The 16,399-nt window shown below is 26.2% G+C and carries 12 protein-coding genes and 2 pseudogenes; 6 read left to right on the top strand and 8 right to left on the bottom strand.

Annotated elements, in window-relative coordinates; translation table 11 throughout:
- Positions 1-103: 103 nt before the first annotated feature.
- The 4 genes from ric to nirK are packed head-to-tail and all read right to left on the bottom strand — an operon-like array spanning position 104 to position 3,798.
- Positions 104-826, bottom strand: coding sequence for an iron-sulfur cluster repair di-iron protein (ric, locus tag BLT70_RS06565; protein WP_091892804.1), 723 nt, complete (start codon positions 824-826; stop codon positions 104-106).
- Between the two features lies 1 nt (position 827).
- The gene (locus tag BLT70_RS06560; RefSeq protein ID WP_091892802.1) at positions 828-1,547 is read right to left on the bottom strand and encodes an SCO family protein; all 720 of its coding nucleotides are present in this window, start codon (positions 1,545-1,547) and stop codon (positions 828-830) included.
- 13 nt (positions 1,548-1,560) lie between these two features.
- On the bottom strand, positions 1,561-2,325 hold the full coding sequence (locus tag BLT70_RS06555) for a formylglycine-generating enzyme family protein (RefSeq protein ID WP_172824396.1): 765 nt from the start codon (positions 2,323-2,325) through the stop codon (positions 1,561-1,563).
- Positions 2,326-2,343: 18 nt separating this feature from the next.
- A complete protein-coding gene (nirK, locus tag BLT70_RS06550; protein ID WP_091897487.1) occupies positions 2,344-3,798 on the bottom strand; it encodes a copper-containing nitrite reductase in 1,455 nt (484 codons plus the stop codon).
- A 380-nt stretch (positions 3,799-4,178) separates the two neighbouring features.
- Between nirK and BLT70_RS06545 the strand changes: the two genes are divergently transcribed.
- Positions 4,179-5,399, top strand: coding sequence for a hypothetical protein (locus BLT70_RS06545; RefSeq protein WP_231962839.1), 1,221 nt, complete (start codon positions 4,179-4,181; stop codon positions 5,397-5,399).
- Here the strand turns inward: BLT70_RS06545 and BLT70_RS06540 are convergent.
- Positions 5,368-6,804 carry an aspartate aminotransferase family protein gene (locus BLT70_RS06540; protein ID WP_091892796.1) on the bottom strand — a complete coding sequence of 479 codons (1,437 nt, stop codon included), beginning with the start codon at positions 6,802-6,804 and terminating at the stop codon, positions 5,368-5,370. The two genes, BLT70_RS06545 and BLT70_RS06540, sit on opposite strands and share 32 nt — an antisense overlap.
- 154 nt (positions 6,805-6,958) lie before the next feature.
- Here BLT70_RS06540 and BLT70_RS06535 point away from each other — a divergent pair, with 154 nt between their 5' ends.
- The 4 genes from BLT70_RS06535 (at position 6,959) to BLT70_RS06515 (ending at position 11,823) form a co-directional block, all read left to right on the top strand.
- The gene (locus BLT70_RS06535; protein ID WP_091892794.1) at positions 6,959-7,681 is read left to right on the top strand and encodes a DUF542 domain-containing protein; all 723 of its coding nucleotides are present in this window, start codon (positions 6,959-6,961) and stop codon (positions 7,679-7,681) included.
- Positions 7,682-7,757: 76 nt separating this feature from the next.
- Entirely contained in the window at positions 7,758-9,398 is a 1,641-nt protein-coding gene (locus tag BLT70_RS06530) for an OstA-like protein (protein ID WP_157691843.1), read from the top strand.
- 1 nt (position 9,399) lies between these two features.
- Positions 9,400-10,578, top strand: a complete 1,179-nt coding sequence (locus tag BLT70_RS06525; protein WP_091892792.1) for an aspartate aminotransferase family protein — start codon at positions 9,400-9,402, stop codon at positions 10,576-10,578.
- A gap of 471 nt (positions 10,579-11,049) precedes the next feature.
- Entirely contained in the window at positions 11,050-11,823 is a 774-nt protein-coding gene (locus BLT70_RS06515) for a LuxR C-terminal-related transcriptional regulator (protein ID WP_091892790.1), read from the top strand.
- A 153-nt stretch (positions 11,824-11,976) separates the two neighbouring features.
- Here BLT70_RS06515 and BLT70_RS06510 read toward each other — a convergent pair whose 3' ends face one another.
- Positions 11,977-12,366, bottom strand: coding sequence for a response regulator (locus tag BLT70_RS06510; RefSeq protein WP_091892788.1), 390 nt, complete (start codon positions 12,364-12,366; stop codon positions 11,977-11,979).
- Positions 12,366-13,808, bottom strand: a pseudogene (locus tag BLT70_RS17580) (PAS domain-containing protein); the annotation flags it as partial. The gene BLT70_RS06510 and the pseudogene BLT70_RS17580, both read right to left, overlap by 1 nt.
- 541 nt (positions 13,809-14,349) lie before the next feature.
- On the opposite strand from BLT70_RS17580, the gene BLT70_RS17575 reads away from it, so the two are divergent.
- Complete coding sequence (locus BLT70_RS17575) at positions 14,350-14,397, top strand: hypothetical protein (RefSeq protein ID WP_368086351.1); 48 nt, start codon at positions 14,350-14,352, stop codon at positions 14,395-14,397.
- 212 nt (positions 14,398-14,609) lie between these two features.
- On the opposite strand, the pseudogene BLT70_RS17570 reads toward BLT70_RS17575, so the two are convergent.
- Positions 14,610-15,971: pseudogene (locus BLT70_RS17570) on the bottom strand (chemotaxis protein CheB); the annotation flags it as partial.
- Between the last annotated feature and the right edge of the window lie 428 nt (positions 15,972-16,399).

The following is a 16,399-nucleotide window of genomic DNA, read 5'->3' as shown; positions in this document are numbered from 1 at the left end:
AAAAAGTTTAAAATAAAGCTGTGTAATTATCAAAATAAAAATGAGTGTTAAAACTATTTTTAACACTCATTTTTTTACTTTGGGGAAAGAATTTTGTACTATATTAAAGATTATTTTTTTTCTCTAAAGCAATAGCTTTTGGAAACAAAATATTATTTTCTAAATGTATATGTTGATGTAAATCTTGTTCAAATTCATCTAACTTAGCATATAACGCTTTAAATGTATTACAAGCTCCATTTGGCGGAGTATAATTATCAGAAAGTTTCTTAATTTCTTTTAAAATATCGCCAGCACTTTCGTGCTCTTCTTCCATCATTGCAATAGGATTATTTACAGTTCCAAAATGTGGTGTTTTTACTTTTATACCTTCTTTATCAGCTTTAACTAATTGCTTGATAAACGGAAATAAAATTAATTCTTCTTTTTTTAAATGCGCTGCTAATTCTTGCGCTACTTCATTAAAAAGTTTATTAATTTCTATAACTTCTGTATAATGATGTCCATGAACTTTGGCCACTTTTGCAGCATATTGCAAAACTATTGGTGTATTTTCTGTAACATAATTATGATGAATGTTTTCGATATGATCTACTAAAAAATCTAGTTTCCAGCTATCATAATTATAAGCATTAGACGTTGGATTATTAACATTTAACAATTCTTTTTCCATTTCTTCAAAAGAAACATTATGCTTTTTACAAGCTTTTTCTATTGAAATTCCTCCTCCACAGCAAAAATCTATTCCGTGTTTTTTAAACACATCTGCTGTTTTTATATTATAGGTAACTACTTCTGCTACTGTATTTTCTTTAGTTATATTCATTTTAATCTTTATTAATTGTTTCTATAATTTTTGTAATTGTTTCTTTATTATCAACACCTAAACCTTCTTGCTGATGCACTATTTCTCCCTGTGGATTAAAAACACTTATAATATTTGAGTGCGAAAAATCTATAGGTGATATTTCTTTGTATTTAACAGCTAAAACATTTGCAAATTCTCTAACGCCACTTTCTGTTCCTTGTAAAAAAGTCCATTGATCTTCATCCATATAATTTTCGATGGCAAACTTTTTCAATTTTTCTGGAGTATCCGTTTTAGGATCTATACTTACTAAAATATAGTTCACATCATTTTTATAATCTTCAGAAATTTTAGCTTCAATATTTCTCATATCTGCTGCTAATCTTGGACAAGCAGCTTTACAAGTTGTATAAATCATTACCACAACTAAGGTTTTACCTTTTAAATCTTTTAAAGTGATTGTTTTACCTTCTTCTGTATTCCATTTTGATGTTAAGTTAAAAATAGATTCATCAGAAATTTTATCACTTTTAACTTTTGTTGATTTAGAAACGAGTCTTAAATCCATTTTGCAAACAGGACAAGAGCCTTTTTCTACATAAACTTTATCGCCTTCACATTTCATTGGGCATTGATAAGAAACTGTACTCATTTCTGTTTCTTTAGCTGTAGATTTATTGCAAGAACTTAATAAAGTAGTTGTTACAGTTAGTAATAATAGATATTTAATTAATTTCATTTTTCTTTCTTTTTTAATTATCCTTTACACATCTAAACCCAAGGTTTTTCATAGTGTATTTTGCTTTTAAACTTCCTCTAATTGCATAACGCATAAAGGCTGCATAATTCATTAAATCTGTGGCATTAATTGCTGCACTTCCGCAGAATAAATTTGCATCAGCATCTACATCTTTTCTAGATTCACCAGAAATTAAAACCGAATTAAAATCTGAAGTCCATTCCCAAACCAAACCGTGCAAGTCATAAACATTCCAATAATTTTTAAATGTAGAACCTATTGTTTGATTAAAGCTTTTTGGTTTTTCATACCAACCTAGAATAAATTCGTTATAGGTTTTTAGTTTTCTTGCATCTGGCATTTTTTTATCTGCCATTGCAACATATTCCCATTCATCAACAGTTGGCAATCTTTTGCCCATACATTCACAATAATCTTTTGCCGCAAACCATGAAATATTTGTAATTGGTGAATTCAATTTTTGATTTACATTTAGTAAAGTATCAGATTTCCAATCACGTAAATAGCTTTCATCAGCAAATAATTTTATGGTTTTTGATTTTTGCCATTTTGGATTTTTCTTTACAAACGCTAAATATTCTTTATTTGTAACAGGAAATACATCCATAGAAAAATCATTTATAGACACTTTCATAGAATCTCTACCGTATAAAGGAATGTATTTTCCTCCTTTAATTTTAACCATTTTAGATTGACAACTTGCATTAGTTGAATAAAAAAATAGTATACAAATTATCAATCTTAAAATAGTTTTCATCTTTTTAAATTTTAGTGTTTACTTACCGTTTTTAACTTCTTTAACAGTACTTATACTAACATTTGTTTTGTTGTTTCCCCAAGAATTATAAACATACGTTAATACATCTGCAACTTCTTCTTCAGATAAAGTTTGCTTGGTCATAACGCTGTTATATTTATTTCCATTTACTGTAATTTCTCCTGTTTTTCCGTTTAAAACAATACCAACAGCTCTTTTTACATCCGCATTTAAATAATCTGATTTCGCTAAAGGAGGAAATGCATTCGGAATTCCTTGTCCTTCTGCTTGATGACAAGCAAAACAAGTAGTCATATATAATTGTTTACCGTCAGCTATTTTTTGTGCTAAAGGTTTCTCTTTAGTGTTTACAACAACTTCTTTTTGATCATTTTCTGGCATTGTTTGAATTGTACCTCCTTCTGGATGATAAATTCCTTCTTGTTTTACACCAGAATATAATTTTTTATTTTCTTCTCCAGAAACTTTTAACATTCCTAAAGCACCTTTATTAAATGCTCTAAAAATTGCGTGATCTACAATAATAAAAGTTCCAGGAACTTCTACTTTAAATTCTACAATTGCAGCGCCACCAGAAGGAATTGAAGTTGTTTGTACATTTTCATTAATTAAATCTCCTCCTTCTACATGAACTTTATCAAAAATTTCTCCAATAACATGAAAAGAAGACGTTAAGTTAGGACCACCATTACCAACAAATAAACGAACAGTTTCGCCCACATTTGCAGTAATTGCATTGTCGCCAGTTAAAGCACCAACTTTACCATTAAAAACAACATAATCTGCATCTTCTTTTATTGCTTTTGTCATATCAAAAGCTTGCAATCCTTTTTCATCAGTAGCTCCTTTTGTATAAAAATCTCCTTGCATTATGTAGTATTCTTTATCTACTTTAGGTAAACCTCCTGCTGGTTCAACTAAAATTAAACCATACATTCCGTTTGCAATATGCATTCCAACTGGCGCTGTTGCACAATGGTACACATATAAACCTGGGTTTAAAGCTTTAAAAGAGAAGGTTTTTTCATGACCTGGCGCCACAAAAGAAGATTCTGCACCACCACCAGGACCCGTAACAGCATGCATATCTATATTATGAGGCAATTTATTATCTGGATGATTAGACAATGTGAATTCTACTTCATCACCAACTCTTGTTCTAATAAAACTACCAGGAACAGAACCTCCAAAAGTCCAATAAACATATTTAACACCATCTGTCATCTCTCCTTCTTTTTCAAGAATTTCCATTTTTACTAGTAACTTTTTAGCTGTTCTATCTCCCACAGGTGCTGGTACAAAAGGAGGTGAAGTTAATTCTGCTTCCATGGTTCCTTTAATATAAATGGTTGCACTATCTTTAATTGCTATTTCTTTTTTTTCATCCTTTTTACAACTATAAAATAGTATGCTAGCAACACATAATACACATATTGTTTTTAATAATTTCATTGTTAATTTGTTTTTAGTTAAAAGCTTAATAAAAAAAGACTTTTTCATCTTTTATTGTGACAAATTTATTATTGTTTTTGAGTTTAAAACATGACGAATATCATATAAAAGGATATTTTTATCTTTTTATATTTGTAAAGTATAATTTATGCTGAAAAAAGTAAGTTTAAATCTTATAAATACAGTATTGGAAGGGAAAAGAGGAAATAAGATTTAAATATTTTGATACATTTTTAGTATATAACTCTGTAAGAATTAACAATAAAAAGAATAATTTAGTCAAAAAAATCCTCAGGTTGTTTTTTATCAGAAGAAAATAAACTTTTAAAAAATTGAAAAGAAAACAATATTAATCTATTTCAAATAGCATCATAAAAATTTTGATAAAAAATAAAATATATAGTTTTATAAGTCTCTTCTATTTTTTAATAGCTGCATCTTTAGGTATTTTACTAAGATTATTTCCTGTTACAAATGTTGAGGCAACCTATAAATATATAGTTCATACACATTCGCATATTGCGCTTTTAGGTTGGGTTTATATCGCTTTAACTACTTTAATTTTTCATTTATTTATACAAAAAGAAGCTCGTAAAAAATACTTGATTTTATTTTTAGCTACACAAATTACCATTTTAGGAATGTTGTTAAGTTTCCCTATAACTGGATATGCACTCTATTCTATCATTTTTTCTACACTTTTTTTAATTTGTACATATTGGTTTTATGCTTTTTTTAGAAAGCATACTACTTTTGTAAAAAATACTTTTTCTTATAAATTTGTAAATGTTTCCCTCCTATTTTTAGTGATTTCTAGTATTGGGCCTTGGGCTTTGGGAATTATTATGAATACACTTGGCAATACGACTCATCTATATAAAAATGCTATCTACTTCTATTTACATTTTCAATATAATGGATGGTTAATTTTTTGTCTTTTAGGATTGTTTATTTTCTTTTTAGAAAAGCATGAGATTTCTATCAACAAAAAAGCATTTTCTTTATTTTATAAGTTGATGATTTTAAGCTGTTGCTTTACTTTATTCTTATCTTTTCTTTGGATAAAACCTTCGATATTCATTTATATTTTAGCATTCTTAGGCGCTGTTTTACAATTGATTGCATTAATAAAACTTCAACAGATTATAAATAATTTAAAGGCTGATTTATCAAAAAGAATAAATCCTTTTATATATCGATTATTACAATTTATTTATATACTTTTTGTCTTTAAAATTGTGTTACAATTATTAACTTCTATTCCGTTTTTTGCTGAATTGGTATCACAAATTATCGACTTTGTAATTGGTTATTTACACCTTACTTTTTTAGGAATTGTAAGTTTAAGTTTGTTCGTTTTTTTTAAAGAATTTGGCTTACTAAAACTCTCAAAATTTTGGCTACGGATGTATCTTACAGGATTTATTTTATCAGAAATTCTTATTTTTTACAAAGGATTTTGCAATTGGCAACAATTCTCTATCATCAATAATTATTATACAATTTTAGTGTCTGTAAGTGCTTTAATTCCAGTTGCTATTTTAGGAATATGTATTCAAAACATGAAAACTATTTTTTCCACTCAGCAAGAACTTCATTAGCAAATTGATCACACTGATCTAGTGTATCTTTAATATGATCTAAAGTAGTATTAGGGTTAATTAAACACATTCTTATTACAATTTGATTTTGTAAAATGGTAGTTACCAAAAATGCTTCTTTTGATGCAACTACTCTAGAAGAAATTTCTTGATTTAATTTGTCTAATTTTTTATCATATAAATTTAAATCTAAAGGATTGTATCTAAAATTAATAATAGCTAAAGTTGCAGGAGAAACTACTTCCCAGTTTTTACTTTGTCTTAAAATATCTTCGGTTTTTTCTGCTAAATCAATATTATAAGAAATGGCTTCTTTAAATGTTTCTAAACCATAGGTTTTTATAGACATATAAAATTTTAAAGCCCTAAATCTTCTTGTTAATTGAATACCATAATCATAAAAATTAATTTCCGATTCATTACCTTCTATATCTCTTAAATATTCTGGTTTTTCGCTAAAAGTATTGCTTAACCAAGAAGCGTCTTTTACCAATAAACAACCAATTTCATAAGGCTGAAAAAACCATTTATGAGGATCTACAGTTAAAGAATCTGCACGTTCTATTCCTTGTAAAACTTTACTTCCTTTTTCTGATAAAATTGCAGCTCCACCATAAGCACCATCAATATGAAACCATAAATCTTCTTTTTCGCAAATATCTGCCAACACATCTAGAGGATCAACAGTTCCTGTATTAGTGGTTCCTGCAGAAGCAATAATACAAAATGGTTTTTTACCTTTTAATCTGTCTTTTGCAATTTCATTTTTAAGTTTATTAATACTTAACTTAAATTCTAAATCTGTAGGAATAATTCTTATTTGCTCTTTTTTAAAGCCTAAAACTCTAATTGCTTTTATGTTTGATGAATGTGCTTGATCTGATAAATAAATAATTGCATCAGAAAAATCGTCGCCACATTTAATTCTTCTTGCAGTAACTAAAGCTGTTAAATTAGCCATAGAACCGCCACTTGTAAAAATTCCGCCACCTTTTGTAACTGGAAAATTAAACATTTTTAACAACCAATTTAAAGTAACAATTTCTAATTCTGCTGCCGAAGGAGAAACAATCCATCCACCAGAAAAAATATTAAATCCCGTTGCTAATGAATCTGACATTGCACTAATAAAATTACTTGGTCCTGGCACAAAAGAAAACGCTTTTGGATGACTAGAAATATTACTATTTGGTATTACATTTTCCATTACAAAGTTTAAAACTTCATCTGCTGGCATTCCTTTTTCTGGCGCTTCTTGTAAAAAAATGGTATCCATTTCTTTTCTAGACGCTTTAGTAACAGGCTTTTTACTTTCTATGTTTTCAAAATGAGTTACAATTATATCAACAATATTATAACCGTAAGATTTCATTTCTTCTACTGATAAATCAAAAAAAGGTTTCATTATTTTAATTTTTTACAAAATTACAAGATGTTATTAACCTTTTGGTGATAAAAACGTATTATTTAAATATATTTTTTGAAATAAAGTTTATGACCTTTATCATTTTATTTAGAAATATAATTTTTGAAATTTGTTGATGTTAAAATAAAGTGAGATGGAAAACATAAAGAACAATACTGTTGCAGGTTTTGTAGTAAATAACATCCATACCGCAAACATTTTTAAAAAATATGGCATTGATTTTTGTTTTGATGGAAAAATATCTATTGAAGAAGCGTGTATTAAAAATGATGTTAATTATAAACAGTTAGAAAACGAATTAAATGATTTAGATATTAAAACTAATTTTTTAAATGATTTTAATAAATGGGGATTAGATTTTTTAATGATTTTTATTATTCATATTCATCATAGATATGTAAAAATGAACATTCCTATCTTAAAAAAATATGGAGAAAAAGCTGTAAAAAATCAAGGTAAAGATTATACAGAATTATCAGAAATTAATAAGCTTATTATAAAGTTTTCTAACGAATTAATAATACACATGGAAAAAGAAGAAACTATTGTTTTTCCATTTATTAAAAGACTTTTTAAAGCAAACAAAGAACATTCTACTATTAGTTTATCAAACTTTAATTCTTTAAACCATCCTATTAAAATGATGGAAGAATATCATGATAAAGCAGGCGATATTTTAAAAAAAATATCAAAATTATCTAACAAATATAAAATACCAGAAGATGCTAGTTTAGCCTATAAAGAGTTATATAAAAAACTTCAAGAATTTGAAGACAACCTAAAAAATCATGTGCATTTAGAAAATAATATATTATTTCCTAAAGCAAAAAAATTGGTTTTAGAAGTTGTTAAATAATAAATTACTTTAACTTTCACTTTTCTTTAGTAATCAACAATATTCTTTTCATTATTTTTGCGGAAAAACTAATATCTTGAAAAGATTCTTTTTCTTACTACTATTAATTATTACTTCAATTTCTTATTCTCAAGAGAAAAGAAAAATTGTTTATAAAGCAGAAATTCAAGAAGCTGACGAAGAAAAATTTCCAGGAGCAAGTATCCTTATTGGTAATGTAAAAATGAACCATGAAGGCATCGATTTAACTTGCCAAAAAGCATTGTATTATAAAAAAGAAAACTTTTTTAAAGCAATTGGAAACGTTTTTATAAAACAAGGAGATACAATTACACAAACTAGCGATTATGCAGATTATGATGCAAATTCTAAACAAGCACTTTCTTGGGGAAATGTAGTTTTAAAAGACCCAACAATGACTTTAACTACTGATACTCTTCACTTTGACAGAATAAATCAGAAACTGTATTACCAAAGTTTTGCAACTATAAAAGATACTACAAATACATTAAAAAGTAAAAGAGGAAATTACTATTTAGAAAACAAAAAATTTATTGCAACAACAAGGGTTACCATTGAAAATCCTGAGCACTTTTTAGAATCAGATCATTTAGATTATTATACAGAAAGTGGTTATACATATTTATGGGGACCATCAACTATAACAAATACCAAAAATCAGAATAAAATTTATAGCGAAAAAGGATTTTATGATACAAAAACAGATATTTCTCACTTTGTAAAAAACGCAAAATTATACCTAAAAGAAAGAACTGTAGAAGGAGATAGTTTGTATTATGATAAAAGAAAAGGTTTTGCTTCTGCAACCAAAAACATTAAAGTAATTGATACAGTTCAAAATTTTATTACAAAAGGTAATTATGCAGAAATTTTTGAGCAAAAAGATTCTCTCTTTATCATTAAAAAAGCAGTTGCAATTTCTATTATAGAAAAAGATTCTATGTTTATTCATGGAGATACTTTGTTGGTTACAGGTAAACCAGAAAAACGTATTATTAGAACGTATCATAATGTAAAAATATTTAAATCAGATTTACAAGGTAAGTGCGATTCTATTCATACAAATCAAGAAACTGGACTTACTAAAATGTATAGAAATCCAGTTATTTGGTCTGATAAAAATCAAATTACTGGAGATACTATTTATCTAAAATCTAATGTAGATACAGAAAAACTAGACTCTTTAAAAGTATTTAATAATTCTTTTATAATTTCTAAAGATTCTTTATCTGTAGACGATTTTAATCAGATTAAAGGTAGAAATATGTTTGGTAAATTTGAAGAAAACAAGTTGAAAACTCTGTTAGTAAAAGGAAACGCCGAATCTGTTTATTATAACAGAAATGAAGAAACAGATATTATTGAAACAATTACAAAAGAAATTTCTAGCAATATTGAGTTTACTTTTGAAGACGGAATTGTAGCGTCTATAAAATACTTAAAAGCTACGGAAGGCAAAACCTATCCGCCATCAATGTTGCCAGAAGACGTAAAAAAACTAAAAGATTTTATTTGGCGAGAAAGTGAGCAACCCAAGAAAATGGAAGATATTTTTATTATTGATTCTGATGAAAAGAAAGCTCCTATTAAAAAAGAAAGCTTAAAAAAATCGAAAGCAATTCTTGATGAAAGAACTTTTCTAAAAGAAAAACTTAAAAAAGGAAAAAATTTACGGTCTTCTATTAAAAAGCAATAACATGAAATCAGATTTTTTTAAATATCAAGCACAAACTTCTCCTTATCCACTTGCTATTGAAATTTCTCATGCAAAAGGGAGTTATATTTATGATATTCATGGAAAAAAATATTTAGATTTCGTTGCCGGAGTTTCTGCAAATAGTTTAGGTCATAATCATCCAAAAGTTTCTGAAGCTATTAAAAATCAAGTTGATACCTATACACATGTTATGGTTTATGGTGAATTTATTCAGCAACCACAAGTAGATTTATGCAAGGTTTTAGCATCAACATTACCAGAAAATTTATCATCAGTATATATTACAAACTCAGGAACAGAAGCTACAGAAGGCGCTTTAAAATTAGCAAAAAGAGTTACAAATAGATCAGAAATTATTGCTGCAAAAAACTCTTATCATGGAAATACACAAGGATCTATGAGTGTTTCTGGAGTTGAAAAACAAAACTCAGCTTTTAGACCTTTAGTTCCGGGAATCAAATTTATTGAATTTAATAATGAAATTGATATTGCAAAAATAACTCACAAAACTGCGGCTGTAATTTTAGAAACTATTCAAGGAGGTGCAGGTTTTATAGAACCAAAAAATGGTTATTTAACAAAAGTAAAACAACGTTGTATAGAAGTTGGTGCTTTATTAATTTTAGATGAAATTCAAACTGGAATTGGAAGAACTGGTACATTTTGGGGGTTTGAAAATTATAATGTTACTCCAGATATTATCATTACTGGAAAAGGTTTAGGTGGCGGAATGCCAATTGGTACTTTTATTGCTTCTTATGAACATATGAGTTTATTGCAGGATAATCCTAAATTAGGACATATTTCTACTTTTGCTGGTCACCCTGTAATTGCTGCTGCTGCAAATGCAACAGTAAAAGAAATTCTAGAAAAAAACTTAGTTTCAGAAAGTTTACGAAAAGAAAAAATCATCAGAAAACACTTACAACATCCAGCAATAAAAGAAATTAGAGGAAAAGGATTAATGTTAGCTGCAATGGTAGATTCTGCTGAATTAGCTTCAAAAATCATCTTAAAATGTTTAGACAAAGGTTTAATTTTATTCTTTCTTTTATTTGAAGGAAAAGCTATGAGAATAACTCCTCCTTTAACAATTTCTGATGAAGAATTGGCAAAAGGCTGTGCTATTATCATAGAAACTATTGAAGAATTCGTTTAATTCTTCATAGCATCAACCAAACTCACTGAATATCAATAAGTAATATAGTTTTTTGTTTTTAAAAACTTTGTATATTTATATTTTTAAAATACATTAAGTTTAAAAACGGGATTGCTAAAAACCGAAAAAGTAGGCACTAAAAAAATTATATCTTATAAAAAGCAATTATTATGTACAAAAAACAATTTCCAACAGGTTCTTGGTTTGGAGTTAAAGAATTAGCTTTACCAGCATTTATGATAGAAATTGAACTCGAAGTTTATAAACCAGAATAATTACAAATAACTATATTTTATATAAAAAACCCAAGCATAATTGCTTGGGTTTTTAGTTACTTTCATATAAAATAATCAGCACATCTAAAAATAACTAATTGTAATACAATACTTAAAATTATTCTTCAAGTTATATCAACTTAAATGCTTTGCTAGTATTAATTTAAACTCTATTTTAGTTTTTTATATCCTTTAAATGAAAAAAAATAATCTAGATCTTTTTACCGAAATATTTGACACTCATAAAGAATATTGTGGAACCGTAGTGGAAACTCATGTGCAAAAGTTAAAAGAACTAGATGCCTATTTACCTAGAATGCAATCTTTTTTTATCGTAACAAATACAAGTACGAAAATGTATCCTTTTGTTAGTAAAAATTTTGAATACACACTTGGTTTAGATAGAAAAAAAATGGCTAAACTTGGCGCTACGTATTGGTTTTCTCATTTTCATCCAGATGATTTACCAATTTGGATGCGTGTTTTAGAAGATTTAATGCTTTTTACAATGACAGAAATTTCAAAAAAAGATAGACCAAAACTTTGTTATTCTTGGAACTTTAGAATCAAAAATAAAAACGGAGAATATTTAAATACTTTTGAACATCTTACACCTGTATTTTTCGATGATTCTGGCAAACCAATAATTGGAGTTGCCCATTTATGTATTGTTGGCGGTGGAGAACAACGACCAATAATTGCAACCGTTAAAAAATTGAATGACAAAAATGAATATGAAACCCTTTTTTATAAAAACTATTCTCAGAAATTATTATCTGTTTCATTAACAAATAGAGAAAAAGATGTAGTTCGTTTATTGGCTTTAAATAAAACAAGTGCAGAAATTGCTAAAAAACTTTTTATTAGTACACATACCGTAAACGTACATCGAAAAAATATTTTAGGAAAATTAAATTTTGATTCTACCATACAATTAGTACAATATTGTTTAGTAAATCAATTATTTTAAATCTTTTTCTTATTAAAAAAGAGGCTATCTTACTCTATCACTAAACAACAGCTAAAATAAAAGTGTAAATATTTTTGCTCAAAAAATGCTAGAAACCCAATAAAATAAAGGATTATTACATATTTTATTGAAAAATAGTAGTTTATTAAATTTTTAGTTTTTCATTAAATTTAAAATTTTAATAAACTTATTTTCATTTAAAGGTTTGCCTATAAAGTCTAAAACATAAGGATGTGTTTTTCCTTTTGTTTCATCTAAAGGATTGATAGAAGCAGTTACCATAATTATTTTACTTGTTTCTGAATCTCTTAATTTTGAGTATTCTTCAAGAAAAACCCATCCATTTATAATTGGCATATTAATATCTAATATAATTAAATCTGGAATTAATAGTTTTCCTGAAAAAAGTAAATCTAAAGCTTGTTTACCATTATGTACTTTTAGAATATTACCTGCAACATTTAAATTATTTAAATGAATTTCATGTAAATAGTTTGTTGCATCATCATCATCAACTAATAAAATTGTTTTTAGTTTATGCATTAATCTAATTTTTTAGAAATTGAAAAATTAAAACTACTTCCTAAATTTGGGGTAGAAATTACGTTTATAGTTCCATTATGAATCTCAATAATTTTTTTACAATGTGCTAAACCAATTCCTGTTCCATTATAATCTTTATTTGAGTGTAATCTTTTAAAAATTTCAAAAATTTCTATTGTATGTTTTTCTTCAATTCCTATACCAGAATCTTTTATTGAAAAATTATAAGAATCTTTAGTTTCTTCTCCTGTAATATTAATATTTGGCGCTTTGCCTTCTTCTACAAATTTTAATCCATTAGAGATTAAGTTTTGAAGTAATATTCTAATTTCTGTTTTATAGCCCTTAATTTGTTTTGGTAAGCTTCCAATATTTATAACTGCTTTTTTTTCTTTTATTAAATTATCTAAATCTATTAAAACTTCTTGTATAATATCTCTTGTATCAATTTTTGAAACAACTTTATCTTTACCTATTCTAGAATATTCTAAAACACCTTTAATTAAAGACTTCATCCTTTCTGTAGCTTCTAGCGCAATGTTAATGTATTGACTAGCTTTTTTATTTTCTGCTTCGTTAAATTCTTTATGAAGTAATGATATAAAACCTATAATTGTATTTAAAGGTTCTTGCAAATCATGTGAAGCTACATATGCAAACTGAGATAATTCATTATTAGATATTTTTAATTTTTCTAAGGTTAATAAAAGTTCGTCTTGATTTTTTCTTAACAAAGTTATATCTGATGAAACACCTAAAATAAAGTTTTTATTATTATTTTTTATTAGAATTTTATTGGTTGATAGATATTGTTTTTTATTATTATTTATTATTGATTGAAATATGTTAAATTTAGATTTTCCACTTTTAATGATTTCTAAATCTTCTTCCCAATACTCTATAGCTTCTTCTGCTGGTAATAAGTCTGATAGATTTTTACCAACTAAATCTTTACTTGTACTATCATGTATTTCTGATAATGCATTGTTTACTCTAACGTAATTATTTTTATCATCTTTATAAAAAACTAAAGCAGGTATATTATTAATTATTAGCTCTAATTCTGATGATAAATTTTTATAATCGTTACTTATTTGTAGTAATTCGTCTTCTGCTTTTGTTAAATTAGTAATATCTACATAATTAATAACTACACCGTCTACTTTATTATTAGAATTTATATAAGGAATTATACTTTTTAAATATGTATTACCTTCAATATCTTTAACTTTTGCTTCTGTTTTTTTATTATTTTTAATAGCATTTTTTAATTCTTCAATAAAATTTTGTTCATCATAAGTTGGTAGTATATGTTTAAAACTGCCAATATATCGTCCTATATCTGAACTTTCTAAAGCAAAATGTTTTTTAATATGTGGCGTTATTTTTCTAATTTTAAGTTTATCATCTAAAAATAGTGTTCCAATTTCTGTGCTTTTTAACAAGTTATTTATATCATCACTTGCAATTGTAAGTTCTTTATTTTTAAATTGTAATTCTGTATTTACAGTATATAACTCTTCATTTACAGATTGTAATTCTTCATTTGTGCCTTGCAGTTCTTCATTACTTGCCATTAATTCTTCATTTGAGGCTTGTAACTCTTCATTACTAGTTTCTAATTCTTCTACAATAAATTGTAACTCTGCATTTTTAGTTTTTAGCTCATATTCTAAATCTTCAATTCTTTGTTTAGAAAATTCATCTAATTCAAATTGATTATATTTTACTGCATCATTTGTAAAGTTTTCTACATTTTCTGCTTCATTTAAAACTATTAAATAAATTTCTGAATTATTTGTTGTTTCAACTTTAGAAAAAACTAGATTTAATGCTTTGGTTTTATCATCTAATAAATTTTTAATATCAGAAAACATTACTTTTTTGTTTTCTTCATTAATTCTTCTTACTCCGTTTCTAACCATTGCAGCCAATTTATCATCTAACATTTTCATTAAATTAAGTTGAGCTACACCTTGTGAAATATGTAATATTTCTTTTAGATCTCCTTTAACATATAAAATATTATAATCTTTATCAATAAAAATACATTTTGGAGAAAAAACATTAACTAAATGTTGGTTATAAAAATTTTCATTATCTTCTACCCTTTTAGAACTAACTAAAGATGATATATGAAGCCTAGATCTTTTAGATTCTATTTTTCTCATGTTATTATCAAAAGTAAAATCGGTAATTGTTCTAGATTTATTTACAATATTATAAACTTTATATTTTGCACTTATTGTAGCAAAATCTGTTTGAATTTCTCCAAGAGTTTCGCTACTACCAAGAAATAAGTAACCGTCTAAATTTAAAGAAAATTTAAAATGTTGTAAACTTTTTTGTTGTGCTTTAGTAGAAAAATAAATAAGCAAGTTTCTACAAGAAATTAAATCCATTTTAATAAAAGGCGGATCTGCAATTAAATTATGTTTAGAAAACACAATTTTTTCTCTAATTTTTTTATTAATTAAATAATTATCTCCATTTCTAAAAAAATATTTTTCAATATAATTTGAAGGTATATCATTTGCAGAATTTAAAATAAACTCACCAATACTTGCTATTTCTATTGCACGCATATCTGCATCTGTAGCAAATATTTTATAATCATTTTGTAATTTATTTTTTGTTATATATTCGTCCATTAAAATGGCTAATGAGTATGCTTCTTCTCCTGTAGAACAAGCTGCAGACCATACTCGTATTGTTTCATGAGGCTCTTTATTTTTAAAAATTTTAGGAATAATTTCTGTTTTAATTAGGTTAAAAGCTTCTTTATCTCTAAAAAAACTTGTTACACCTATAAAAAAATCATTAATTAATAATTGCTTTTCTTTATCATCTTTTTGTAGAAAACTATAATATTCAGAAATTTTAGAAAAATTTAAAATTCCCATTCTTTTTTCTAAACGTCTTACTAAAGTGTTGTTTTTGTAATCTTTAAATCTTTGTCCAGAAAATTTAAAAAGTAAATCTAGTATATCATTAAATATAGTTTCTACTTCTGTTACAGAACCACCATCTACTTCGCGTATAAAAGAGGGTTTGTTAGGAAACTTTGTTAATTCTACAGCCAATTCTGAAGGTGTACCAATATATTCTGCTAAACCTGTAGAAATTGCGGTATTTGGCATTCCATCAAATTGAGCAGATAAAGGACTTTGCACCATAATTGTACCACCAACTTCTTTTAATGTTCTAATTCCTCTAGAACCATCTGTACCAGTTCCTGATAAAATAACTCCTATTGCTTTATCTTGATATTCTTTAGCCAATGAATGAAAAAACATATCTATTGGTAAATTTAAAGCTGTTCTAGACTCTTTTGGAACATATTTAAATGAATTATTTTCTACTTTTAAACTTGCATTATTTGGATTTAAATAAATATGATTTGGTTTTATTTTTTCACCATCTTCTACTGTAGAAATTGTCATTCTAGAATATTTACTTAACAATTCGTTCATTAAGCTTTTAAAGTTTGGTGATAAATGTTGAACAACGCAAAAAGACATTCCGGTATTTACCGGAATGTGTTCAAAAAATTCTTGCAAAGCATCTAAACCTCCGGCAGAAGCACCAATACCAACAACAAACATTTCTTTATTTACTACAGTATCTAAGTTTTTTTTTGTTTTATTTGGTGCTGATAATTCTTTTTTTTCTTTTTTCATGTACAATTATTAAGAAGTTAGTTTTTACAGTAAGTTATAGCTTTAAACAACTTATTATTATCTAATTAATTAAATCATTAGCTATTTTAAAATAGAAGATTTTAATATTATTCATTAAAATTATTAAGATCTATAAATTATTTAATCCTTTTTAAAAGTTTAAATTATTTTTTAAAAAAAAGTAACGTAAATAATTATTAAATCTTAATTGTAAATATATAAAAAATTCAATAAGATTTAATTGGATAAAAAAATCAATTTTTATAAATTAAATAAAGTTCTTATACTAATAACGTTTAACTATTTAGCTTCTTTTACTAATTAGAAATGAGTATTTGATAAAATACAACAAT

The organism is Polaribacter sp. KT25b (assembly GCF_900105145.1).
Lineage (GTDB): Bacteria > Bacteroidota > Bacteroidia > Flavobacteriales > Flavobacteriaceae > Polaribacter.
The sequence above is the reverse complement of the archived record's forward strand: the minus strand, read 5'-3'. Positions and strand labels throughout refer to the sequence as shown.

Coding starts and splice junctions, on each gene's coding strand:
- ric (WP_091892804.1), bottom strand. CDS start 826: ATGAATATAACTAAAGAAAATACAGTAGCAGAAGTAGTTACCTATAAT.
- BLT70_RS06560 (WP_091892802.1), bottom strand. CDS start 1,547: ATGAAATTAATTAAATATCTATTATTACTAACTGTAACAACTACTTTA.
- BLT70_RS06555 (WP_172824396.1), bottom strand. CDS start 2,325: ATGAAAACTATTTTAAGATTGATAATTTGTATACTATTTTTTTATTCA.
- nirK (WP_091897487.1), bottom strand. CDS start 3,798: ATGAAATTATTAAAAACAATATGTGTATTATGTGTTGCTAGCATACTA.
- BLT70_RS06540 (WP_091892796.1), bottom strand. CDS start 6,804: ATGAAACCTTTTTTTGATTTATCAGTAGAAGAAATGAAATCTTACGGT.
- BLT70_RS06535 (WP_091892794.1), top strand. CDS start 6,959: ATGGAAAACATAAAGAACAATACTGTTGCAGGTTTTGTAGTAAATAAC.
- BLT70_RS06525 (WP_091892792.1), top strand. CDS start 9,400: ATGAAATCAGATTTTTTTAAATATCAAGCACAAACTTCTCCTTATCCA.
- BLT70_RS06515 (WP_091892790.1), top strand. CDS start 11,050: ATGAAAAAAAATAATCTAGATCTTTTTACCGAAATATTTGACACTCAT.
- BLT70_RS06510 (WP_091892788.1), bottom strand. CDS start 12,366: ATGCATAAACTAAAAACAATTTTATTAGTTGATGATGATGATGCAACA.